Origin of the sequence: Streptomyces sp. NL15-2K (assembly GCF_030551255.1) — a bacterium.
GTDB lineage: Bacteria > Actinomycetota > Actinomycetes > Streptomycetales > Streptomycetaceae > Streptomyces.
Genome location: NZ_CP130630.1, coordinates 10,341,345 through 10,362,864, shown reverse-complemented (window position 1 = coordinate 10,362,864; position 21,520 = coordinate 10,341,345). Strand labels below are relative to the sequence as shown.

Here is a 21,520-nt window from a genome sequence, read left to right as displayed (position 1 = left end):
CCGTCTACAGCATTGTAGTCGCTTGTCGGGTGCCGTTCCGCCGCATCCGATGATCCGGACGAAGGGGTTCTCGTCGATGACCACACCCATGCACCTATCGTCGCAGCTCGCTGTCAACGTGCTGGATGCCCAGTCGCTGCTGTCCACTTTCGGCGTGCTCGGCGTGGGTGTGGTGCTGTTCGCCGAGACGGGCCTGCTGATCGGTTTCTTCCTCCCGGGCGACTCGCTGCTGTTCACGGCCGGTCTGCTGTGCACCGGCACCGCCGACCGCGGGCTGAAGCTGTCTCTTGCCCCACTGCTGGTCGCCGCGGCGGTGGGGGCGCTGGTGGGCTCGCAGTGCGGATATCTCCTCGGCCGGAAGGCGGGCGGCGCCCTGCTCGCACGCAGTCGTTCGGCCCGGTTGCACGAGGGGGCGAGACGGGCGGAGGAGCTGCTGGAGCGCTACGGGCATGCGAAGGCGATCGTGCTGGCCCGCTTCGTTCCAGTGGTGCGGACAGTGCTGAACCCGACGGCGGGTGCACTGGCGGTACCAGTGCGGACGTTCACCGTCTGGCAGGTGACGGGCGGGCTGGTGTGGAGCCTGGGGCTCACGCTGGCGGGATACGCGCTGGGCTCCTCCGTACCGAACGTGGACCGGTATCTGCTGCCGATGGTCGCGGCGATCGTGGCCCTGTCGCTGATTCCGCTCGCTTCCGAGGTGTACCGCTCGCGCCGGGACGCGAAGGCGAAGGAGACCCGCGGATGATCCTCGCTTTCGACGGCTCGTCGATCGACGGCTCTGCCTACACCGACGTGGTCAACCTCGCCCGGCAATCCCCTGCGTGGCTGGACGACGCGGTGTCGGCCTGGTCGACGTACGGGCCTGGGCTGTTCGCCGTGCTCATGGTCATCGGCTGGTGGGGTGCCCGGCGGGTGGGCGTCAGGGCCTCGGTGACAGCGCTCGCCGTGCCGTTCATCGTGGTTCTGGCCTACGGGGTGGATACGGGGCTGAAGCTGCTGGTGCGCGAGGACCGGCCCTGCCAGAGCCTGCATGTGACCCCGCTGGAGGCGTGTCCGGCGCCCGGCGACTGGTCCTTCCCCAGCAACCATGCGGCAATCGCCGCCGCGGCGGCCGTCGCCCTGCTGTTCGTCTCCCGTCGACTCGGCGCGGTCGCCGTGGTGGCCGCCTGCGCGATGGCGGCCTCGCGTGTCTGGGTCGGCGCACACTACCCCCACGACGTAGTGGCGGGTGTCACGGTGGGCACCCTGACAGCGCTGCTGGCGATGACCGCGCTGCGGCGGAATCCACAGGCCCTCGCCCAACGCATCACGGCCACCCGGCTGCGTCCACTGCTGGTGGCCACATGAAGCGCGGCGATCTGGCCGAGCTGGCCGGCAGCACCGGACTCGGCGCGTGGACGGCGTTCGGCGTGCTGACCATGGTCGTCGTCGGCCGCGACGGCGTGCCCCAGTTCGCGGACGGCGACCTTCTCTCCTGGTCCGTCGGCCACCGACCGGACATGGCGGTGGCGTTCGCCCGCGGACTGACCGCCAGCGGGACGGCTGTCGTCCCGTATCTGCTGGCCGTGCTAGCCGGAATCATCGCGGGGCGTACGCTGCGGCAGCGGATGGTGGCCGTCGCGCTCTGTCTGGCCTGCCTCGGGGCGGGTCAGGCGTTGCGGCACGTGGTGATGACGCTCGTCGCCCGGCCCCGGCCGCCGCACGCGGACTGGGCAGCGCACGCTTCGGGGTGGGCGTTCCCGTCCGGTCACGCCACCACCGCGGCCCTGACCGCCGGACTGCTCGTCATCGCCGTCCGCGTGTGCAGCCCGCGCGGCAGGACCCCGCTCACCCTGGTCATCGTCGGTTGGGGTGCGCTGGTCGGGCTGACCCGCGTCTACCTCGGGGTGCACTGGTTCACCGATGTCGTCGGCGGCTGGCTGTTCGCCCTCGGCTGGCTGGGCGTGTGCCTCTGCGCGATGGCCTGGTGGCTGCCCGAGCGATTGATACCCGGTACGCCGGACACGGCACCAGAACCGAGGGAGGACCATGCACCCCAAGATCCTGGTCGTCGAGGACGATCACGCCCTGCATGACGTGCTGGTGCGCGGACTGCGCGACGAGGACTTCGACACGGCGCCCGCGCCCGACGGCGCAACCGCCCTGCGCCTGGCCACCGACGACATCGCCGCCGCCGTACTCGACGTCGGACTGCCCGACGCCGACGGGAGGGACGTCTGCCAGGCCATGCGCGCCAACGGATTCCTCTCCCCCATCATCTGACGGCCCATCACCCGTCGTCGTCGGCACCAGCGGCCGTCCCACCATCAACACCGACGGCCTCGTCTACACCAAGTAACCCCAACCGCCCTCGGATCAGGGACGCATGACGCCGGGGGCCCTCTTCCCGCCTGGTCAGCCCGGCAGGAAGAGGGCCCCTTGCGGTGTGGCAGGTCCGGACCGTCGGTTGATGAGTAGCTCCGCCTCGGATCGGGTGCTGCCTAGGGCCGGTTGGAGGTCCCCTTCGACGGCTTGGCCTCGGCGCTCAACCTTCCTTGGCTCTTCCCTGTCTTCTCTGCCTTCCTTGCCTTCTCGGTCTTGTTCGTCTTCGTCGGCGCCGGGGTCGCTTCATTCGCCGATCCCGTCAACTGAGCACAGTAGGCAGCGACTTGTTGCTCGCCGCCTGCGGCGCGGACGAGACGCTGCCATGCCGTGGCGTTCAGCGCGTGGCCACGGTCCTTGACCTTCTCGTAGGCGCGACAGTGCGCCTCAACGGCCTTCGCGGTGCCCGGGTGTGAGGAAGAGGCAGCGGGTGCCGTGTCGGACCCGGTGGCAGGAGAGCCCTGTTCGCCGGGCGTGGGTGTGGGCGGCCGAGGCGTGCTGTGACTGGTGCCGGCTTCGGGAGTATCGTGCTGCCCGCTGTCCACCACGCCGATGGACGCGAAGGCGATGCCGCCCAGCAGCAGGCCCGGCACGAGGGCGAGTGCCCCGCCGCGTGCCCAGCGTTGCTTGCTGGTCCTCGGGCGCCAGTCGTCCCGGCGCCGGGTGCGCAGGACCCCGTCGCTCGCCGTGCGTGCGCTTCGGAACGCGGCAAGGGCGGCCTGCTCCGCGTTGTCGTCCACGGGCTGTTGCCGCAGTGCCTCACCGATCCGTTCGGCCGTGCGGTCCAGGCCGGACGTGTCGTTGCGTTCGGTCGGGTGGCCGAGGCGTGGGGCGGCCTCGGGCTTGTGGGCCTCGCCGCTCAACCGTTCGTCTCCGTTTCGAGGGGTGTCCATCTCGGTTCCCCCAGCGTCCGCGCGACATCCTGTCTCACTTCGTCGGGGCCGAGCAGGTGGGACAGGTTCTTCACGCCACGGCGGGCCAGGACCCGTACGACGGCGCTGGGCCTGCCCATCACCCGGGCAGCCGCGCGCTCGTCCAGACGTACGACATGGCGGAGGAGGATCGCCTCGGCCTGGGCGCGGGGCAGGCGGGTGACCAGGGCCTGGGCGGTCTCGGCGGACAGCGTGGTTCCGGGCAGGGCGTGGGCGATGTGGTCCCCGGTCAGCGGCGTCGAGGGGCTTCCTGCCGAGCGGGGCGATGGGCCGCGAGGTCGGAGGTGGCCGCGCGCGTGGCGTCGGGCGATGTGCGCCGTCCAGGCGCGGAATCCGTGCCCGTCGCCACGAAACCGTGGCAATTCGCGGGCGATCTCCCGCCAGGCAGCGGCGGCGACGTCCGCGGCGCGCTCACCCACGGTCCCGCGCAGGTAGCCGAGCAGGCCCGGCTGTATCAATCGGTACAGCGCGGAGAACGCGGCCTCGTCACCGTCCTGGGCCTGGGCAACCGCTGTGCGCAGTGCCAGATCGTCGGCCGAAACGCGCTGAGCGTGCCCTCCCTTTCCCACGATCCGTCCCCCCACTGGCCGAGCAACGCCCCGGAGCGTACGGCACGTCACACGGACCCTCCAAATGATCGGTGGCCAGGCCACACAACCATGACACGCAAGCACGCCCGTGTCCGTGTGCCCGCAAGAGGGTGGTCCCGGGACCCCCTTTGGATGGTGACGTGATCCCTGCCCGGTGCCGTGCCGTTTCCTGTGCCGCGTTGGTGTCTATCAGCGACCGGATCAGCACCGGCGTGCGCAGCCCCGTGGGTACGTGGCCTCGGTCCCTACGGCGCTGGCTCAGTCGTCGGATCCCTTGCCTTTTACCTTGCCGTGCTTGCCCTCGCCATCGTGATCCTCGCCGTCCCCATGGTCTTGCGCTGGAGGCACTGGGGTGGACGGCGAAGCAGCCGGTGGCGTAGCGGCAGGGGCTTCACTGGCGGGTACGGACACAACGGTCGTCGGTGTCGGCAATGTCGTCCGCGTCGGCGAAGTCGCGGGTGCCGGACTGTCGTCGCCTGAGTTCAGTGATGCTCCGATGACGGCGGCAGTGGCGAACAGGACCACGGCGCCGCCGCCCAGCGCAGCCTTGGGCACGAGCCTGCGCCGGCCGCGCGGCCGCGAGTGTGTGGCGCGGGCATCGGCCGGGCGCGGCGGTACAGGAGCAGGGGCGACCGGAGCGGGCATGGGGGCGGTGCTCTCCGGCTCGGTCGGGGACGGCACCTGCTCCTGCGTGCTGAGCCAGGTGGCTGCCTGCTCGGCGCTCGGCCGGTGCCCGGGGGCCTTGGCGAGCAGGTGCAGCAGGTAGTCGGAGAGCGGCTGCGGTATCTCGGGGCGCAGGCGGGCCGGCGGCATCGGGGCGGCGTCGACGTGCTGCTGCACGACGGCGAGCGAGGTGGTGCCACGGAACGGCGGCTGGCCGGTGAGCAGCTCGTACAGCACGCAGCCCAGCGAGTAGACGTCCGATGCGGGCTGCGCGGGTCGCCCCAGCGCCCGCTCGGGGGCCAGGTAGTCGGCGGTGCCGAGGATCTTGCCGGTGGCGGTCACGGTGCTGTCGGCACTGTCGGCGAAGCGGGCGATACCGAAATCCGTGATCTTCACGAGGCGGTCATTGGAGATCATGACGTTGGCGGGCTTGATGTCCCGGTGGATCACGCCCTGACTGTGTGCGGCCGACAGGCCCGCCGCCACCTGTGCCGCAATCGCGGCCGCCACCTGCGGGACCAGGGTGCCGCGCAGGGACCGCTCCTGAGCCAGGCTCCAGCCCTCGACGAGTTCCATGACCAGGTAGAGCCGGCCGTCATGGGAACCGAAGTCGTACACGCTCACCACGTGCGGATGGTTCAGGCGGGCGGCCAGGGCCCGGGACTCGCGTTCCATGAGCGTCTCCGTGGGGGAGATCGCGTTTTCGGGGAACGGATCGGCAGGGTCTTCCAGGCCGGGGATGTCCGGGTCGGGTTCGGTACCGGGCGGGTCCAGGGAGCCTGCCGTGCCGTCACCGCTGGAGAGATAGACAGGTGTGGTGCGCAGCCGGTCGGCCAGGTAATAGGGGTCGTGTGCTTGCCAGTTGGTGCGCTGGGCGACCGGGTCGCCCCACAGTGCCGTCCAGTCCAGGCCCAGGTACGTCATCGCGGCCCGGATCGCATGCGGGTGCTGGAGTGGATGTACGAAGCCGCTGAAGCTCGCCGCGGCACGGAACATCCCCGGGTGACGCGCGGCGTAAGAGACGGCGCCGAACCCTCCCTGCGACTCCCCCGCGGCCGCACGACGACTCCCCGCCCCGTAGTGGCGTTCCAGTAGTGGGCGCACCTCCTTCAGGTGGAACGTCTCCACCGCGGGCGGTCCGCCCCGGCCGCCGTTGTGCCAGTCGCTGTAGAAGCCGAACAGCGGCATCTCCGGCATCACGACCAGGACGTCGCGCAGCTGGGGCAGGTCGTGCAGGCGGGGGTCGTAGTCCTCGGTCCAGGCTTTGTAATTGCCGTCACCGCCGACCAGCAGGTACAGCGTCGGCCAGCTCTCACCCGGCCGCCGCTCCTGCCAGCCGTCCGGGGTCAGCAGCCGGACCTTCGCGGCCCGGCCCAGAGCCGGTGAGTCGACGGTGAGGTCGACCAGACGCTCACCTGCCTTCTCCTCGGCGGTGACCCGGGCACCGTGCGCCGCGGGAGCGGTCGCCTCGGCGTCCGTGGCGGAAACCCCGATCAGCAGCAGAAGGTCGGCGACGACCAGGGCGAGGAGCAGACGTAAGCGGGAGGGATTCCACGGCATGGCGAAGGTCCTCTCGGAAGTGCGGGTGTCGTGTTTCGCCGGCCGCCGGACGGAGGGCAGGAGCAGGACGCCGACGACAGCGGTGACGGCACCTTTCACTGAGGTCACGTGCTTCGATCACGCCGACGACGGTAAGAAGCCCGGACCATCCGGACATCCGCCCTCGGGAGTCGGCGACTACTCCCAGGGGAGTAGCTCTCGTTCAGACGGTCCCAAGATGCTGCCGACACCCTGAGGGCATATCAGGCAAACATGCGTATTGCCCTTGAATTTTCCGGTGCCAGACTATTTCCGTCATCGCGTTTGTCTCACGGGATTCTCATTCCCGGACCATGGCGAATCCAGGACCTGCACCCACTATGGTCAAGTATTCAATGGGAAGGTAAGGCTCCGGACACGAGGCGGGCAGGGAGGCACCGGGTATGGCGTTGAGCGGTTCGGGAGTGCGCCGCGTGGCCCGCGGAGTACGGCGGCGGATGCGGAAGGCGGCCGAGCCCCCGGCGCCGCAGTCGGCCCACCGCCTCGTGCCGGACCCGGTGTTCGTCATCTCCTCCGTGCGCTCCGGCTCCACGCTGCTGCGGGTCCTGCTCAACAGCCACCCGCAGATCCGGGCCCCCCACGAGATGCACCTGCGCACCCTCTCTGTCGACCTCACCAAGCCGTACACCCAGAAGGCCATGACCCAACTGGACCTCGACCAGCGAGAGTTGGAGTATCTCCTGCGGGACCGCATCCTCCACCGGGAACTCGCGCGCAGCGGCAAGCAGATCATCGTGGACAAGACACCCGGCAACGCGGGCGTCTGGGAACGGCTGCGCGAGGGCTGGCCGAAGGCCCGCTACATCTTCCTGCTGCGCCACCCGGCATCGATGGTGAGCTCGCTGATCAACAACCGCCCCGACCGCGACCTGGAGGCGACCGTGCGCGAGGTGCGCATGTACGTCGAAGCTGTCGAGGCGGCCCGCGGCGGGCTGGATGGTCTCACGGTCCGCTACGAGGAACTGACCGAGAAACCCGAGGCGGTCACTCGGGAGATCTGCACCTATCTCGGTATCCCCTGGACATCGAAAATGCTTGATTACCGAAAGGGCGATCACGGGCCGTTCGTGCCGTTCATCGGCGACTGGAGCGAGAACATCAAGTCCGGGAAGATCCAAAAAGCGCGGCCCCTCCCGGATCCGCAGGACATCCCTGCGGCTCTGCGCAACATCACCCATGCCTGGGGATATCCGTGCTGAGCGACGTGAAGTGCCGATGTACCTGCCCCGGAGCCACGATCTGGGTGACCGGCCGGACGACGGCCGACCGACGGGCGGCCGCCTACGCCTTGGCCGAACAGCTGCTGGCCGAACAGCGTCGGGTCGAAGTGCTCGACCGGTTCCACGGCCCCGCCATGGATGCCGAGCGTACGGGCCTGATGGCCGAGGTGCTGGCCCGTAACGGCATCGTGGCGATCGTCCCGTGCGCCCCCGAGGGCCTGGCCGCCGTGCGTGCCCGTCATGAGGCGAGCGGCACCCGGTACGTCGAGGTGTGCGTCGCCGGGTGGGACAGCTCGGAGGATTCGGCTGCCGCGTTGCACAGCCTGTTGGTCGTGCACAACCGATCGGCGCTCGTGCCGGAACCGGAAGCCTGACACGGGGCAGGATCCGGACCGCTGCCGCACCGGGCCGGGCCTGTCCAACCGGGTCGCCGACCGCGCTGGCCGATGAACCACATCGGCACTCCTCGCTCAGCGCTCCCCCGCCCTGACCAGCCCCGTCTCGTACGCCAGAACCACCAGCTGAGCCCGGTCCCGCGCTCCCAGTTTGGTCATCGCCCGGCTCACATGGGTCTTCGCGGTCAGCGGGCTCATCAGCAGCTCCCGGCCGATCTCCTCGTTGCTCAGCCCGGCCGCGACCAGCGCCATCACCTCCCGTTCCCGCTCGGTGAGCACCGCCAGCCGCTCGGCACCGGCCGCCTCCGGACCTTTCAGCCGGGCGAACTCCTCCACCACCGAGCGCGTCACCGCCGGAGCGAGGAGGCTCTGTCCGGCGGCGACCGTCCGGATCGCCGCCCGCAGCTCGTCCGGCTCGATGTCCTTCAGCAGAAAGCCGGCCGCGCCGGTTCGCAACGCCTCGAAGACGTAGGCGTCGACCTGATACGTAGTGAGCATGACCACCCGTACGCCGTCCAGCGCGCCGTCGGCGGCGATCCGGCGGGTGGCCTCGATGCCGTCGACGCCGGGCATGCGGATGTCCATCAGGACGACGTCGGGCCGGGTCAGCCGTACCGCCTCGACGGCCTGCTGCCCGTCTGCCGCCTCCGCGACCACCACCAGGTCATCGGTCAGATCCAGCAGGGCTCGGAAGCCGGCGCGTACGACGGTCTGGTCGTCCGCAAGCACGACGCGCACGGTCACGGTCGCTCCCCTCCGTCGCCGCCGCGGGCCGGGAGTTCGGCCCGCACCCGGAAACCGCCGCCGGGCACCGTCCCGTAGTCGATCGTGCCCCCGGCCGCCGATGCTCGCTCCCGCATCCCGACCAGCCCGAAGCCGCTCCCGGCCGGGGGCGTGGCCGACAAACCGTCATCTACCACCTCCACCATCAGCCGACCGTCCCCCCGAACGACGGACACCGCCGCGTGCCGGGCACCGGAGTGCCTGAGCACGTTCGTCAGCGCTTCCTGCACAATCCGGTACGCGGCCAGCCCTACCACCGGCGGCACCCCGTCCGGCTCTCCCTCTCGCCGGAGCGTGATCTCCACATCGCCGCCGGCGAACCGGTCGACCAGCTCGGCGAGCCGCTCGAGCCCCGGCGCCGGTGGCCGGTGTGCCGACGCAGCCGGTAGCACAGGCGGGCGGGCCGGGCCGGTAGCACAGCAGCCCGGCGACCGAGAGCCGTCCCCGGCTGCGGCCGGGTAACCGCGCGCTCTCCGCAGCCCGTGCATCGGTCGAGCGTGGCATCGCACGGCTGAAGTCATGGCGGATCTTCCGCAGGTTCCGGTGGAGCCCGAATCGAATGACGTCAATCGCCGCTGCCGTCCTCACCCTGGAGCGGCCACGCTGAAAGACCTCAGTGCATGATCGTCAAGGTTCCGAGGACATGGCGCTCCATTTCCTGTCGAGCTGCCTCCGTATCCTGGTCCCGCAGCGCCTGCCGAATGACTTCGTGATCATGGTGGCGATCCTCCAGTGCGGCGTGCAGAGGGAAGACGGCACCGGAAGTGTTGATGAGGAAGTCGCTGAGGTCCCACATGCGATGGCTGACCTCGGCGACGACAGCCGAGTGCGCCAGAGCATGGATCTGGGCGTGGAAATCACGGTTGAGGACGCGGTATCCGTGCGAGCGCGCGGCCGGGTCGGTCTCGGCCGTCAGGTCACCGATGCGTCCGGAGATCGCGTCCAGTTGCCTTAGGCCGGCCTCCGTGCGGCGGCTCGCGGCCAGACCGGAAATGGTGCCCTCCATACTGGCGAACAGCGCGAAGAAATCCTCGACCTCTTGCGGTTCGTAGGTCGCCACCTCGCAGCCGACCTGCGGCACGATGGTTACGAGTCCGTCGGCGGACAGCAGGCGGAGGGCTTCCATGGTGGGTTGCTTGCTCACACCGAACTCGGTGCCCAGTTCGGCCGCGGAAAGTCGTTGACCTGGTTTGTACGCCCCCTCCAGCAGCCGCTCCTTGATCGCCGCGTGAACCTGGGAGCTCAAGCTGCCTACTCCCAGCCGCCGCGAGCCTCGCGCTCCCATCTCTCCTGTGGCCGCATGCCTGATCATGTGCGGTTCCCCCAGTGGTGCCGTCGACGATTGCTCACGCTTCAGAAAACCACGGCCCCAACGTATCGCCCCGCGATGTGGTCGGCGTCACTTTCTGTTTGCTTGAAGCCAGAATGCTTTGCGGCGGCGCGAGTGCCTGCCTGGAGGCGGCAGAGCGGTCCGCAACGCCCGCTTCGAGGTCATCCACGCCGCGGCCCGCCGGCCGTGGCGGAAACAGGACGGCCATCTTCAAAAAGCTCGCCCTGGAATTCCTCGGCGAACAGGCTTGACCACCACTCCCGTGCCGCGCCGTGAGGATGCCCAGGGAGTCTGGAGGGCGAGAGCGTCGGCATCCGACAGCGCTCCCCGCCGGCACAGGGCGGACACAGGCAGCCACGCAACCCTGATCAGCTATACGGCTGCGTTGGCGTGTCAGTGCTCTTCGTAGCCGGTCGCCGCCGGTCGCCGCCGTCGCAGGAATGCCTGCCTCGCGATGACTGACCCGCATCCGAAAGCCATCGCGCCCACTGCGATGAAGATGCTGGAGAGAAACCCATAGCTGTTCTCCTTGGCCCAAGATGCCGCGACCACGGCTCCGGCGAAGAGCAGCGGACAGCTTGGGACAACCACGGTGTTCCATCGGCCCGAGTCCACGGCGGCACCTCCGTCGGCGATGGCAGGGGCCAAGGCTGCGGTGACTCGCCGCACCGCCCTCTGCTGGAATGCTAGCATTCGCCTTCTGACCCTCGGGCGGACACCGGGGCCAAGAGCGGCTGCGCAGAGCACCAGCGGGTCGCAGTGGCCCCTGTTACGGGACCGGGCGCGTGTTCGTAAGCGGGCGACAGGCCGGTGTGCCGAAGTGGCTGGTCGCACGGCCGACGGCCCACTTCAGCGTGGCTCCGGGGGTCTGCTCGTCATGGAGCTTCCCGGATTCCTGGCGCCCCGAGAGCCGATCATTGAGTGGATCACCGACACTTCTGTCGCTGTGATAGTGCCGGTGGCCGCCTCGACGACGCCCTGCGAGCTGCTGGCCTGCGGCGGAGAACCCACCTGGCTCGTGGCCGAGCCTCATCCGGTCAGCGAGGCTCTGCAAGCGGCCCGGTACGAAGCCCATGGCCGCCCTCGTGGACCGTCGCGCCGCCACCTTGGCGGCGCAGATGGGCAGTGGCAGTGTGTCCGGGCGGGGGACCGACCGGGTCGTGCTCGTTGAGCAGGCCGGACACCGTGCCCTCGCCGCGGCGGTGCGGCCCCGGGGCCTGCTCGTGGAGCGGAAGCTCTCGAGGTAACCGACCCGTCACGGCCGAAGCGACCGTCCTCAGGGCGTGCAGATGAAGTTCGTGAATCCGCCGTGCCGGGACGGCAGATCGGCGAGGGCACTGTTGATTTTCTCGAGCGGGAAGGTGTGGTGCTCGAAGATGGAGAGGTCGAGCACTCCACTGCCGGCCATGTCAGCCATGTCCTGGGCCTCCCCGGTGGAGAACCAGAGGCTGCCCATGACGCTGATCTGCGAGCACATCAACGCGAACAGGTCGAGTGCCGGCCGCCCCATCATGCCTCCGATGTTCACCGCGACCCCGCCACGGCCCAGGGAGGAGAGCGCCTCGACGAAGGACTCCTCGGGGCTGCCGGGACCGAGGCTGTCGATCAGGATGTCTGCTCCGTCGCCGTCCGTGCGCTCACGTACCCAGTCGTTCAGCGATCCGGTGCCGGCAGCATGCACGTCGATCCGGTCAGGTGCCAGGTCCTTCACATCCTGCAGCAGGGCGGCGTTGCGCCCGGTGCCCAAAATGCGGCTGACGCCGAGGCCGAGAGCGATGAGACAGGCTCCCAGCCCCAGGGTTCCGGAGATTCCGTCGATGAGCACGGTGCGGCCCGGCCCGGCGCCGGCCTTGCGCAGTGCCGAGAAGGCGGTTCCCAGGTAGCCGAAGCGAGCTCCCTGCTCGAAGGTGACGCTGTCGGGCAGTTTGACGAGGTTGCGCTGAGGCGCGGTGAGGAATTCGGACAGCCCGCCGTAGGGGTAGGCGTCGAACCGGTCCTGGCCGTCGGCGCCGAAGGAGAAGTAGCCCATGAAGGTGTAGCTGTCGCAGTTGGGGTCCTCACCGCGACGACATGCCCGGCAGGCTCCGCAGGACAGTCCGGGGTTGACGTAGACGCGGTCGCCTACTTTGACGTCGGTGACCAGGCTGCCGACCTCCGCGACGACGCCTGCGGAATCGAGCCCGAAGACCGCCGGGAGCTTCGGCAGGGGCAGGTAGGGGAACCACTCGGCGTACGTGGTGAGTACGTTGCCCAGATTCGGTACGACATTGCACGCCTTGACCTCGACGAGTACGTCGGTGGGCCGTGGCTCGGGGACGGGCAGCCGGTCGAGCTGCATGGCGGCGCCGATCTCGTGCAGCCGGGCGGTGAGCATGGTGTTCATGGGTGATGTCTCCTGGATGCTGGGGTGCGGTGGGGTGCGGTGCGGTGGGACGACCGGGCGGCGGGCGGGGGGCTACTGCGGGTGGGCCGACAGGGCCGCCACCAGGGCGTCGGCGGTGCTCACCTCACCCAGCAAGGCGAAGGAGTCGAGCGTCGCCTGGTGGGCCTCGTCGGAGGCCGCGGAGCAAGCGTCGGAGACGATCACGGTCCGGTAGCCGTAGTTGACGGCTTCTCGTGCGGTGCCTTCCACGGAGATGTTCGTGGCGACGCCGGTGAAGAGCACGGTGTCGATGCCCTTGCCGCGCAGCAGGACGTCGAGGTCGGTGCCGTGGAATCCGGTGAGACGGGGATGGGTGACCACGAGGTCGCCGGGCTCGGGAGTGAGTTCCTTGATGATCGCGGCGCCTGCGCTGCCGTCTTCGAGTGCCTTGTGCTCGGCGACGAGGGCGAGGAGCGGGCAGTTCACGAACAGGTCGGCGTGCCCGGGCCGGAACGCCACACGGGAGTGGACGACCGTGGCGCCGACGTCACGGGCGGCGCGGTTGAGCCTGTCGGTGACGGCGACGACACCGCGCCGTTCGGCGGGCTCTGCGAAGAACGGGCCGAAGGCCCCGTCGGCCTTCATGATGTCCCGCTGCCAGTGGACGTTGATCACAGCGGTGCGGGAAGGGTCTAGCTCGGTCATGGCGACCTCCGGTCGGTGAGTGGACGGCAGCTGGGATTCGGGGAAGGGGCGGGGCCGGAGCCGAAATCGCTTGCGGTGGGCGGCCGTGCGGGACCTGAGAGCGCACGCCGCACATATTCGAAACGGCGAGCCTGCCCTATGGACTGGCATGCTAGCGTTCTAGAACGAAAACGTATCCTCGGTAACACCTGCGGGCAATACCTTGGACACACGAATTCGCAGACACGCACCGAGAGGCACGGGTGACACCGCATGGCAAGGGAAGACACCCAGCCCCAGAGCGGTCACCGCAGGTCGGAGGCCATCACTGGAGCGCGGACCCCTGCCCGCGGCGCCCGCGGCCGCGCTCCGATGCGCCTCGGATCGCTGGCCTACGAGCAGATAAAGGAGCGACTGCTGGAGGGCGGCTACGGCCCGGGGCAGCGGCTGTCCGCAGTCGAGCTGGGGGCCGAACTGGGTGTGAGCAAGCAGCCGGTGATGGAAGCGTTGCGCCTGCTGTCCGCGGACGGACTGGTGACGATCATTCCGCAGGTCGGCTGCGAGGTGGCCCGCTACGAGCTGCAGGAAGTCCAGGATTTCTTCGCCCTGTTCGCCAGCATGGAAGGCACCATCGCCGGCCTCGCGGCAACGCGTTGCACGAAGGCCGGGCTACGCGGACTTGACGCTGTCTCGGCGCGTATCGGACACCTTGCTTCCGAAACCGATCCCGTGGCGCGGTCGCATCATTATCGTCTCCTCAATCGCGAGTACCACGCCCGCATCCACGCGCTCGCGGGTACCGCTGTGGTCGGCGAGATAAGCCACCGTATGTGGGATCTCAGCGACTTCCTGATCAACACCTCCGGTGCCGATCACCCTCTGCACGCCGCGCTCGACGCTCGTCATGACGACCACGAGACCATCCGGAAGGCGTTGTGGGACCGAGACGCCGGCACCGCTCGCCGGGAGATGGAACTGCACATCCTGGGCACGCTGTCGGTCATGCGTCCCCAGCAGCTCTGAAACGATCTGCCGCGCCGGCACAGCGTCGCCGGCAGGTTCCTGGCACCGCACGAGGATGACGGGAACCTGCGTCCCGCGGTTCGGTTCACCCGGCGCCGGGGAGAGCCGTCGTCACCGAGAAACCGGCGATGTACTCCTTGATCGGACGGTAGTAGCGGTACGTCATCCGGTAGGGGCCCGCGGCCGACAGAGCCGCGTAGGCGGCGATCCACGAGCGGATCTCCTGGGCCGAGTTGCCGCCCTGGGCGACGATGTCGTCGTTGCTGTACGCGTCGATCGCGTCGAACTCGGCGGCGGCCAGATGGTCGAGGAACCGGTTGTCCCACTCAGGGTTCAGGTCCCGCAGCTCCGTGTCACCGGCCGCGAAACTCGCGGCCGCGTCGATGACCCGCTGCTGGCGGGCCGCTCTCATCTGCGCCGTGGGGTTGCGGTTGGAGATGAGCCGCTGTTCGGCTTCCGGCGTCGCACCGGCGAGCCTGGGCACCGGCGGGTCGTGGGACAGCCCGCCGGATCCGACGAGAAGTACCCGCTGGTCGCTCCGGGCCAGCCGGGAGCCCAGGGCCTGCCCCAGGGCACGCACGCGCTCCACGGGAGTGAAGGGCGGCGCGACGCTGTTGATGAAGACGGGCACCACGGGGACGCTGTCGGCCGCCCCGAACAGGATCTCCAGGGGCTGGACGATCCCGTGATCGACCTCCATGCGGAGGGAGACCGCGAGGTCGACGCCGGCGTCCATGGCTGCCTGGGCCAGTTCGTGAGCCGTGTCCCGTGGGACGTTCAACGGTCCCTCGGCCGTGCCGAAGTCTCCGACGCCCCGGGCCTGGAGGCCGATGCAGTACGGCGGCATCAGCTCGTAGAAGAAGCCGTTGTAGTGGTCCGGCCCGAAGACCGTCACAAGGTCGGGGGCGAAGTCCTTCACGAACCCTCGCGCCGCGGCGAAGGCGGCGTCCACGTCCTCCGCCACTTCCTGAGGGGGATGCGTGAACTCCAGCAGCGGACTGTGCGACATGCAGAGCAGTGCGAGAGGCATGGTCCGGTACCCCTCAGTCTTCCTGAGCGCGGTCGAGGAGGAAGTCGAGGTGAACGCGGTTGAACGTCTCCGCGTCCTCGTACTGGGGCCAGTGGCCGCAGTTCTCCATCACCGCCAGGCGACCATGGGGAATCAGGTCGGCGATGCGACGGCCCTCGTCGACCGGACCGGAGGGATCCTTCGTGGTCCACAGCACGAGGGCGGGGGCCTGGATCGCGCGCAGGTCGTCGTCGGAGAGCATGTTCCGCTTGCGGATCTCCAGATTCTGCAGCGCCATGTTCGCTTCACACGCCTTGATCCAGTCGGGCTGCTGGAAAATGGCCTGCCGGGTCCGGATGAGGTCGTCGGTGACCATCGACGGGTCGGCCATCAGCCACTCCAGACGCGCCTGTACGCGCTCCCAGGAGGGATCCTTCGCGGCCTCCATCGACAGCGTGTACAGCCGTTCCATCACCGCGGGGTTGGCCATGGTGCCGCCCATCGTGTTGAGCACGACGCGCTCCACCCGTTCCGGCTGCCGGCCGGCGAAGGCCGCCGTGACCCAGCCGCCGAGCGACTCTCCCGAGAAGTACGCCTTCTCCGTGCCGATGGTGTCGAGGACGGCGTTGACCTGCTCGATGTAGTGCCTGATCTCCAGCGGGTGATCGGGCTTGGCGGAGTAGCCGTGACCGATGAAGTCGATGGCCCAGACCGAGAAGTGCTCCGCGTGGGCGGCCAGGTTGCGCACATACGCCTCCGCGTGCCCGGTGATGCCGTGCAGCATCAGCAGGACGGGCTTGGAGTCGTCGCCCGCGTGCAAGTAGCGCGTGCGGTAGGGGCCGGCCTGCAGGAATCCCTGGCTGAACTCGACCTGCGTGAGGTCGGACCAGACGCTCGTGTACGTGTCGTGGGTCATCGGTTCACTTCCTCCATCGTGATCGTCTCCCAGCCGAGCACCGCGCGCAGGGCCTGTTCCAGGAGCTTCCGAGCGTCTGCGGTGTCATCGACCGGCTCGCTGTGGCGCCAGGCGACGTATCCGTCGGGGCGCACGAGCAGCGCGCCGGCTTCGGGGAGCTCGCGGACGCCGTGCCACTCGCCGTACGGGTCGGCGCTGCCGGGCTCCCCGATGACGACGGTGCGCAGATACGGGGCTTCGAGTTCGGCCGCCGCCTGGGCCCAGGCTTGTCCCGCGATGCCGGTGACGAGACTGAACTCGCCCTTGCCCGTGATGTCCAGCGTCGACAGGCGCCTACCGTCCCGCCCCACCAGCCAGGCGTGCGGGATCTTGGCACCCGGACGGGTGGTGGCCTGCAGGAACAGGCCCGGGTCCCGCTTCCACTCCTCCGGTTCGGCATCGGGTTCGGGGACCACCGCGGACGACTCGTAGCGCTGGTTGAGCTCCGTTCCCTGTGCGCTGAACTCCGTCTGCTTCAGCGCCAGCGCCTGATAGAGCGCCTCACGTACTCGTACGCCCTCGGGTCCGGGGTCCTTCAGCCTGCGCATCCCGGCGGCGAAAGGGTCCTCCGCGCCGGGGTCCTTGAAACAGTCCTGAAGCGGCCGGTAATCCAGCCGGGACTGGTTGGCACGGGCCACGACCTGCGCGCCGACCGGGGCCCGCTCGGGTGAGTACGACTCCAGCAGGCTCGGCGCCGCATGCCCCCGCACGACATAGGCGAGCTTCCAGGCGAGGTTGAACGCATCCTGGATGGAGGTGTTCGACCCCAGGCCGCTGCTCGGCGGGTGCCGGTGAACGGCGTCGCCCCCGCAGAAGACCCGCCCCTTCGCGTAGTCCAGCGCGTGCTGCTGATTGACGTACCAGGTGGAGACGTTCCGGATCGTCAGCTCGATGTCCGGGTCCCCGATCAGGGTGCGGACCCGGTCGATGAGCACCTCCGGGGAGAGCTCCGGCTCACCCTGGGCCATGTCGAAGCCCCAGCCGGCGATCCACTCGTCCCAGGGGCGGACCGCCCGCAGGACCGCCATGCCGATCTCACCGAACTCGCCCGCCGGGCACGCGATCCAGTGCAGTGTGCTCGGCCGGTGCCGCACATACCGGTCGAGGTCCGCTTCGAACTGGACGTAGACCGTGCCGGCGCGGGCCAGGCGGCCCTCGAAGGGCAGCCCTATCTCCTCCGCGATCTGCGAGCGGGCGCCGTCGGCGCCCACCAGGTAGCGCGTCCTGAACGTGTACTCGTGGCCGGTGACCCTGTCCTGCAGCCGTGAGGTGACGCCCTGGCCGTCCTGCTCGTGCCCGAGGTACTCCGTGTTGAAGCGGAGGTCGGCTCCCCGGGCGGCGGCGTTGTGCACCAGTATCGGTTCCAGCAGGGGCTGGACGACATCGAGCAGGGGGCACGGACTGCCGCTGAGGTAGTCGCCCATGCGCGCGTCGCCGGTGCCCCAGGCGCGCAGCCGGGCGATCTCGTCCCCGGCGAGGCTGGTGGCGAAGAGCATGTCGCCCATCTGGTCCCAGGGTGTCGCCACCCGCAGGACCTCTTCCTCCACCCCGAGGTCCCGCAGCACCTCCATCGCGCGCTGGTTGGTGATGTGGGCGCGGGGTGTGTTGGCCACCCATGGCCAGCGCGACACCATCGCGACACGCACGCCGTAGGTGGCGAGTGCCAGAGCTGTGGTCGCCCCCATGGGGCCGGCGCCGACGACCAGAACGTCGGCATCAAAGACTTCGTTGTCGATCATCTCGTCCCTCGATGAATGGAGATGCCCATGCCCGCAGCGGCCGCGGGTTCGTCGGCGGGTCGGTTTCCCGCCGGTCCAGCCGTCATCAAAGCTGGCGTACTAGCATGCCAGTAACGCTAGATCGGGTTTCCGGTGAACACAACCCCCTCGCCAGCGCCGTGCTCAACCACCGCTTCGCAGCGTCCGGGACAGGCCGAGCGCGGCGGTGCGCACCGCCGGGGCCAGTCGCGCAGGGTGGAAGCTCGCCCTGGGCACCGCCACCGACAGCGCCGCGACAGCCCTGCCACCCGCCCCGAACACCGGCGCCGCGATACAGCCGACCCCTTCGGCGGCCTCCTGCTCCTCGTAGGCGAGGCCCGATACCTGGGCCTGCTCAAGTGCGACACGAAGTCTGGCCGGGTCGGTCACCGAGTAGCGGGTCAGCCGGGGCAGCGGGCCCGCGAGCACCTCGTCGGTGAGTTCGGCAGGTGAGAAGGCCAGCAGAGCCTTGCCCACGGCGGTGCAGGTCAGGGGCAGGCTGCCGCCGATGCGTGAGGGGAGGGCGACGGAGTCGTGGCCGTGGATCCGCTCGACGTAGACGACCTCGTTGCCCTCGCGCACTCCCAGATGCACGGTGGCGTGTGTCGCCTCGAACAGATCCTGCAGAAACGGAAGAGCCGCCTCGCGCAGGTCACGGCGGCGCGGCACGAGCGATCCCAGCTCGAAGAGCTTTCCCCCGAGGTGATAACCCTCGTCAATGTGCTCAAGCAGGCCGAGACGCAGCAGGGAGCCGACCAGCCGGGACGTGGTGCTCTTGGCGAGGCCCGCGCGCTCTGCCAGTTCCGTGAGCCGGAACGGTCCGCCGCTGGGCTTGAAGCACTCCAGGATGAGGACTGCCTTCTCCAGCATGGTGCCGTTCGCACTGTTCCGTGACATGGAACAAACTTTGCCCCATCGGCCATGTGTCGTCTATCCAGGGATTACTTCCACCCGCACCCCCGGAGGTTACCCATGCCGTCCCCTTCCCCCGACGCGCCTTCCCCGGAGACGCGCAAAACGGCCGACGCTCTCTGGGCGGCGGAGCAGTCCGGCACACCATGTCCGCCGGTACGCGACCACCTGCCCGCCGGAGACCTCAGCGCCGCCTATGCCGTACAGCGCGCCAACGTCGACCGCAGGCTCGCCCAGGGACGTCGTCTCGTCGGGCGCAAGATCGGTCTGACCTCACCGGCCGTTCAGCGGCAGCTGGGAGTGGACCAGCCTGACTTCGGGGCCCTGCTGTCCGACATGGCGGTACCCGACGGCGGGACCGTGCCGCGCGGCCGGCTGCTCCAGCCCAAGATCGAGGCGGAGGTCGCGCTCGTCCTGGCCTCGGACCTGCCGCACGCCGAGACGACGCTCGCCGACGTGCTGCGCGCCGTGGACTTCGCCCTCCCGGCTCTGGAGATCGTCGACAGCCGGATCGCGAACTGGGACATCAGTCTGGTCGACACGGTCGCCGACAACGCCTCCTCCGGCCTGTTCGTCCTCGGCGGCACCCCGGTGCCCCTGACCTCGGTCGACCTTCGCGCGGTGCGCATGACGCTCACCCGCGACGGCGAGGAGGTCTCCCAGGGCACCGGCGCCGACTGCCTCGGCAGCCCCCTGAACGCGGCCATGTGGCTCGCGTCGACGCTGGCCGCGATGGGCAACCCGCTGCGTGCCGGCGATGTCGTGCTGACCGGCGCCCTCGGCCCCATGACCGCCGCCCTTCCCGGGAGCCGCTTCGAAGCGGCCATCTCGGGACTCGGCTCCGTACGCGTCGGCTTCGCACCCCCCGCTCCCGACCGGAAGGAAGAGCACCAGTGACCACCGCGCCCCCTTCACCCCGTACCAAGGTGGCCGTCATCGGCTCGGGGAACATCGGCACCGACCTCATGATCAAGCTGCTCAGGCTGTCGGAGAGCCTGGAGATCGCCGCCATGGTGGGCATCGATCCGGCTTCCGACGGTCTTGCCCGCGCACGCCGGCTCAAGGTCGCCACCACGCACGAGGGCATCGACGGCCTGGTCGCCATGGACGAGTTCCAGGACGTGAGCATCGTCTTCGACGCCACCTCCGCGGGCGCCCACCGCCGCCACGACCAAGTCCTGCGTGAGCACGGGAAGACGGTCGTCGACCTCACCCCCGCCGCACTGGGGCCGTACGTCGTCCCGCCGGTCAACGCCGACGACCACCTGGACGCCTCCAACGTCAACATGGTGACCTGCGGCGGCCAGGCCACCATCCCCGTCGTCGCCGCGGTGAACGCCGTGGCGCCCGTCCACTACGGCGAGATCGTCGCTTCCATCGCCTCGCGCTCGGCCGGACCAGGCACCCGGGCCAACATCGACGAGTTCACCGAGACCACGTCCGCGGCCATCGAAAAGGTGGGCGGCGCCGCGCGCGGCAAGGCCATCATCATCCTCAACCCGGCCGAACCACCGCTGATCATGCGGGACACCGTGCACTGTCTGGTCCCGGACTGCGCCACCGAGGCCGTCACGGCGTCGGTCGAGGAGATGGTCGCCCGCGTCCAGGCGTACGTGCCCGGCTACCGCCTCAAGCAGAAGGTGCAGTTCGAGCGCGTGCCGGCGGACGACCCGCTGCACACCCTCACCGCCCCGGGCACGGGCGAGGCCCTCAAGGTCTCGGTCTTCCTGGAGGTCGAGGGAGCTGCCCACTACCTCCCTGCCTACGCCGGAAACCTCGACATCATGACCTCGGCCGCGCTGCGCACCGCGGAGCGCATGGCCGCCCTCCCCCACTCTCGGCTTCGCTCGAGCGGGGGGACCCCCATCGCCACGGAGGTGGCCTCCCGATGACCCGTCTCTACGTCCAGGACGTCACCCTGCGGGACGGCATGCACGCCGTCCGGCACCGCTACACCGTCGACCAGGCCCGTACCATCGCCGCCGCCCTGGACACGGCCGGCGTGGCCGCCATCGAGATCGCCCACGGCGACGGCCTGTCCGGCTCCAGCGTCAACTACGGCGTCGGCGCCCACACCGACTGGGAGTGGATCGAGGCGGTCGTGGTCGCCGTACGCCAGGCGATCCCCACGACACTCCTCCTGCCCGGCATCGGCACGATCCACGATCTCAAGCAGGCGCACTCCCTCGGCATCCGCTCCGTACGCATCGCCACGCACTGCACCGAGGCCGACATCTCCGCCCAGCACATCGCCGCCGCACGGGAGTTGGGCATGGACGTCGCCGGGTTCCTGATGATGTCCCACATGGCCGAACCGGCCGAACTCGCCCGCCAGGCCAAGCTGATGGAGTCCTACGGCGCCCACTGCGTCTACGTCACAGACTCCGGCGGCCGGTTGACGATGGACGGCGTGCGGGACCGCTTCCGCGCCTACCGCGACGTCCTCGACCCGGACACCGAACTCGGCATCCACGCCCACCACAACCTCGCCCTCGGTGTGGCCAACACGGTCGTCGCCGTCGAGAACGGCGTCACCCGCGTGGACGCCTCCCTCGCCGGCCAGGGCGCGGGCGCGGGCAACTGTCCGCTGGAGGCGTTCATCGCGGTCGCCGACCTGATGGGCTGGGAGCACGGCTGCGACCTGTTCCCCCTCATGGACGCGGCCGACGATCTCGTACGACCGCTCCAGGACCGCGAGGTACGGGTGGACCGCGAGACCCTCAGCCTCGGCTACGCAGGCGTGTACTCCAGCTTCCTGCGCCACGCCGAGACGGCGGCTGAACGCTACGGCCTCGACACGCGCAGCCTCCTGGTCGAGGCCGGACGCCGCAAGATGGTCGGCGGCCAGGAGGACATGATCACCGACATCGCCCTCGATCTCACGTCCCAGGGCTGATCAGCTCCTGGCGTGGGTGTGGCGGGTGCACATCGCACCCGCCACACCC

The 21,520-nt window shown here is 69.5% G+C and carries 22 protein-coding genes and 2 pseudogenes; 12 read left to right on the top strand and 12 right to left on the bottom strand.

All coding sequences use genetic code 11. The features are described from left to right. Positions 1–76: 76 nt before the first annotated feature. From Q4V64_RS45210 to Q4V64_RS45195, 4 genes and pseudogenes are all read left to right on the top strand, one after another. A complete protein-coding gene (locus tag Q4V64_RS45210; RefSeq protein WP_124437952.1) occupies positions 77–745 on the top strand; it encodes a DedA family protein in 669 nt (222 codons plus the stop codon). After that, positions 742–1,347 (top strand): phosphatase PAP2 family protein, encoded by a 606-nt coding sequence (locus tag Q4V64_RS45205; protein ID WP_124437953.1) that lies wholly within the window; start codon positions 742–744, stop codon positions 1,345–1,347. Before Q4V64_RS45210 ends, Q4V64_RS45205 begins: the two co-directional genes overlap by 4 nt. Continuing rightward, positions 1,344–2,075, top strand: coding sequence for a phosphatase PAP2 family protein (locus Q4V64_RS45200; protein WP_124437954.1), 732 nt, complete (start codon positions 1,344–1,346; stop codon positions 2,073–2,075). Before Q4V64_RS45205 ends, Q4V64_RS45200 begins: the two co-directional genes overlap by 4 nt. Next, positions 2,029–2,259 (top strand): annotated as a pseudogene (locus Q4V64_RS45195) (response regulator); the annotation flags it as partial. The gene Q4V64_RS45200 and the pseudogene Q4V64_RS45195, both read left to right, overlap by 47 nt. A gap of 221 nt (positions 2,260–2,480) precedes the next feature. On the opposite strand, the gene Q4V64_RS45190 reads toward Q4V64_RS45195, so the two are convergent. The 3 genes from Q4V64_RS45190 to Q4V64_RS45180 form a co-directional block, all read right to left on the bottom strand. Next, entirely contained in the window at positions 2,481–3,254 is a 774-nt protein-coding gene (locus Q4V64_RS45190) for a hypothetical protein (RefSeq protein ID WP_148100366.1), read from the bottom strand. Then, positions 3,221–3,862 (bottom strand): sigma factor, encoded by a 642-nt coding sequence (locus tag Q4V64_RS45185; RefSeq protein WP_124437956.1) that lies wholly within the window; start codon positions 3,860–3,862, stop codon positions 3,221–3,223. The genes Q4V64_RS45190 and Q4V64_RS45185 overlap by 34 nt, the downstream gene beginning before the upstream one ends. A gap of 279 nt (positions 3,863–4,141) precedes the next feature. Further along, positions 4,142–6,214: a protein kinase gene (locus Q4V64_RS45180; protein ID WP_172629033.1), complete on the bottom strand. Its 2,073-nt coding sequence runs from the start codon at positions 6,212–6,214 to the stop codon at positions 4,142–4,144. Between the two features lie 314 nt (positions 6,215–6,528). On the opposite strand from Q4V64_RS45180, the gene Q4V64_RS45175 reads away from it, so the two are divergent. Then, positions 6,529–7,344, top strand: a complete 816-nt coding sequence (locus Q4V64_RS45175) for a sulfotransferase (RefSeq protein ID WP_124437957.1) — start codon at positions 6,529–6,531, stop codon at positions 7,342–7,344. A gap of 44 nt (positions 7,345–7,388) precedes the next feature. Continuing rightward, on the top strand, positions 7,389–7,739 hold the full coding sequence (locus Q4V64_RS45170) for a hypothetical protein (RefSeq protein ID WP_124437958.1): 351 nt from the start codon (positions 7,389–7,391) through the stop codon (positions 7,737–7,739). A gap of 96 nt (positions 7,740–7,835) precedes the next feature. Here Q4V64_RS45170 and Q4V64_RS45165 read toward each other — a convergent pair whose 3' ends face one another. After that, complete coding sequence (locus tag Q4V64_RS45165; RefSeq protein ID WP_124437959.1) at positions 7,836–8,504, bottom strand: response regulator transcription factor; 669 nt, start codon at positions 8,502–8,504, stop codon at positions 7,836–7,838. Beyond that, the gene (locus tag Q4V64_RS45160) at positions 8,501–8,935 is read right to left on the bottom strand and encodes an ATP-binding protein (RefSeq protein ID WP_172629034.1); all 435 of its coding nucleotides are present in this window, start codon (positions 8,933–8,935) and stop codon (positions 8,501–8,503) included. Before Q4V64_RS45160 ends, Q4V64_RS45165 begins: the two co-directional genes overlap by 4 nt. A 68-nt stretch (positions 8,936–9,003) precedes the next feature. Between Q4V64_RS45160 and Q4V64_RS45155 the strand changes: the two are divergent. Next, positions 9,004–9,150: pseudogene (locus Q4V64_RS45155) on the top strand (transposase family protein); the annotation flags it as partial. 6 nt (positions 9,151–9,156) lie between these two features. On the opposite strand, the gene Q4V64_RS45150 reads toward Q4V64_RS45155, so the two are convergent. Beyond that, the gene (locus Q4V64_RS45150; protein ID WP_172629035.1) at positions 9,157–9,789 is read right to left on the bottom strand and encodes a GntR family transcriptional regulator; all 633 of its coding nucleotides are present in this window, start codon (positions 9,787–9,789) and stop codon (positions 9,157–9,159) included. Positions 9,790–10,946: 1,157 nt separating this feature from the next. On the opposite strand from Q4V64_RS45150, the gene Q4V64_RS45145 reads away from it, so the two are divergent. Beyond that, positions 10,947–11,120, top strand: coding sequence for a hypothetical protein (locus tag Q4V64_RS45145; protein ID WP_172629036.1), 174 nt, complete (start codon positions 10,947–10,949; stop codon positions 11,118–11,120). Between the two features lie 29 nt (positions 11,121–11,149). Here the strand turns inward: Q4V64_RS45145 and Q4V64_RS45140 are convergent, their stop codons facing one another. Beyond that, positions 11,150–12,256 carry an alcohol dehydrogenase catalytic domain-containing protein gene (locus tag Q4V64_RS45140; RefSeq protein ID WP_124437962.1) on the bottom strand — a complete coding sequence of 369 codons (1,107 nt, stop codon included), beginning with the start codon at positions 12,254–12,256 and terminating at the stop codon, positions 11,150–11,152. A 72-nt stretch (positions 12,257–12,328) separates the two neighbouring features. Next, positions 12,329–12,940 carry an isochorismatase family cysteine hydrolase gene (locus tag Q4V64_RS45135; RefSeq protein ID WP_124437963.1) on the bottom strand — a complete coding sequence of 204 codons (612 nt, stop codon included), beginning with the start codon at positions 12,938–12,940 and terminating at the stop codon, positions 12,329–12,331. Between the two features lie 252 nt (positions 12,941–13,192). Between Q4V64_RS45135 and Q4V64_RS45130 the strand changes: the two genes are divergently transcribed. Next, positions 13,193–13,942 carry a GntR family transcriptional regulator gene (locus Q4V64_RS45130; RefSeq protein WP_124437964.1) on the top strand — a complete coding sequence of 250 codons (750 nt, stop codon included), beginning with the start codon at positions 13,193–13,195 and terminating at the stop codon, positions 13,940–13,942. A gap of 85 nt (positions 13,943–14,027) precedes the next feature. On the opposite strand, the gene Q4V64_RS45125 is transcribed toward Q4V64_RS45130, so the two are convergent. From Q4V64_RS45125 to Q4V64_RS45110, 4 genes are all read right to left on the bottom strand, one after another. Continuing rightward, positions 14,028–14,972 carry a 3-carboxyethylcatechol 2,3-dioxygenase gene (locus Q4V64_RS45125; protein ID WP_124437965.1) on the bottom strand — a complete coding sequence of 315 codons (945 nt, stop codon included), beginning with the start codon at positions 14,970–14,972 and terminating at the stop codon, positions 14,028–14,030. Between the two features lie 13 nt (positions 14,973–14,985). Beyond that, positions 14,986–15,867, bottom strand: coding sequence for an alpha/beta hydrolase (locus Q4V64_RS45120; RefSeq protein ID WP_124437966.1), 882 nt, complete (start codon positions 15,865–15,867; stop codon positions 14,986–14,988). Then, a complete protein-coding gene (locus Q4V64_RS45115; RefSeq protein WP_172629037.1) occupies positions 15,864–17,645 on the bottom strand; it encodes an FAD-dependent monooxygenase in 1,782 nt (593 codons plus the stop codon). Before Q4V64_RS45115 ends, Q4V64_RS45120 begins: the two co-directional genes overlap by 4 nt. Before the next feature lie 162 nt (positions 17,646–17,807). Continuing rightward, a complete protein-coding gene (locus Q4V64_RS45110) occupies positions 17,808–18,533 on the bottom strand; it encodes an IclR family transcriptional regulator (protein WP_124437978.1) in 726 nt (241 codons plus the stop codon). Positions 18,534–18,635: 102 nt separating this feature from the next. On the opposite strand from Q4V64_RS45110, the gene mhpD reads away from it, so the two are divergent. The 3 genes from mhpD to dmpG are packed head-to-tail and all read left to right on the top strand — an operon-like array spanning position 18,636 to position 21,471. Further along, positions 18,636–19,472 (top strand): 2-keto-4-pentenoate hydratase, encoded by an 837-nt coding sequence (mhpD, locus tag Q4V64_RS45105; RefSeq protein WP_124437967.1) that lies wholly within the window; start codon positions 18,636–18,638, stop codon positions 19,470–19,472. Beyond that, entirely contained in the window at positions 19,469–20,467 is a 999-nt protein-coding gene (locus Q4V64_RS45100) for an acetaldehyde dehydrogenase (acetylating) (protein ID WP_124437968.1), read from the top strand. Before mhpD ends, Q4V64_RS45100 begins: the two co-directional genes overlap by 4 nt. Beyond that, positions 20,464–21,471, top strand: coding sequence for a 4-hydroxy-2-oxovalerate aldolase (gene dmpG / locus Q4V64_RS45095; protein ID WP_303714442.1), 1,008 nt, complete (start codon positions 20,464–20,466; stop codon positions 21,469–21,471). Before Q4V64_RS45100 ends, dmpG begins: the two co-directional genes overlap by 4 nt. The last annotated feature ends 49 nt before the right edge of the window (positions 21,472–21,520 follow it).

Coding starts and splice junctions, on each gene's coding strand:
- dmpG (WP_303714442.1), top strand. CDS start 20,464: ATGACCCGTCTCTACGTCCAGGACGTCACCCTGCGGGACGGCATGCAC.
- Q4V64_RS45145 (WP_172629036.1), top strand. CDS start 10,947: ATGGCCGCCCTCGTGGACCGTCGCGCCGCCACCTTGGCGGCGCAGATG.
- Q4V64_RS45120 (WP_124437966.1), bottom strand. CDS start 15,867: ATGACCCACGACACGTACACGAGCGTCTGGTCCGACCTCACGCAGGTC.
- Q4V64_RS45175 (WP_124437957.1), top strand. CDS start 6,529: ATGGCGTTGAGCGGTTCGGGAGTGCGCCGCGTGGCCCGCGGAGTACGG.
- Q4V64_RS45135 (WP_124437963.1), bottom strand. CDS start 12,940: ATGACCGAGCTAGACCCTTCCCGCACCGCTGTGATCAACGTCCACTGG.
- Q4V64_RS45140 (WP_124437962.1), bottom strand. CDS start 12,256: ATGAACACCATGCTCACCGCCCGGCTGCACGAGATCGGCGCCGCCATG.
- Q4V64_RS45210 (WP_124437952.1), top strand. CDS start 77: ATGACCACACCCATGCACCTATCGTCGCAGCTCGCTGTCAACGTGCTG.
- Q4V64_RS45205 (WP_124437953.1), top strand. CDS start 742: ATGATCCTCGCTTTCGACGGCTCGTCGATCGACGGCTCTGCCTACACC.
- Q4V64_RS45130 (WP_124437964.1), top strand. CDS start 13,193: ATGGCAAGGGAAGACACCCAGCCCCAGAGCGGTCACCGCAGGTCGGAG.
- Q4V64_RS45115 (WP_172629037.1), bottom strand. CDS start 17,645: ATGATCGACAACGAAGTCTTTGATGCCGACGTTCTGGTCGTCGGCGCC.
- mhpD (WP_124437967.1), top strand. CDS start 18,636: ATGCCGTCCCCTTCCCCCGACGCGCCTTCCCCGGAGACGCGCAAAACG.
- Q4V64_RS45200 (WP_124437954.1), top strand. CDS start 1,344: ATGAAGCGCGGCGATCTGGCCGAGCTGGCCGGCAGCACCGGACTCGGC.
- Q4V64_RS45125 (WP_124437965.1), bottom strand. CDS start 14,972: ATGCCTCTCGCACTGCTCTGCATGTCGCACAGTCCGCTGCTGGAGTTC.
- Q4V64_RS45110 (WP_124437978.1), bottom strand. CDS start 18,533: ATGCTGGAGAAGGCAGTCCTCATCCTGGAGTGCTTCAAGCCCAGCGGC.
- Q4V64_RS45190 (WP_148100366.1), bottom strand. CDS start 3,254: ATGGACACCCCTCGAAACGGAGACGAACGGTTGAGCGGCGAGGCCCAC.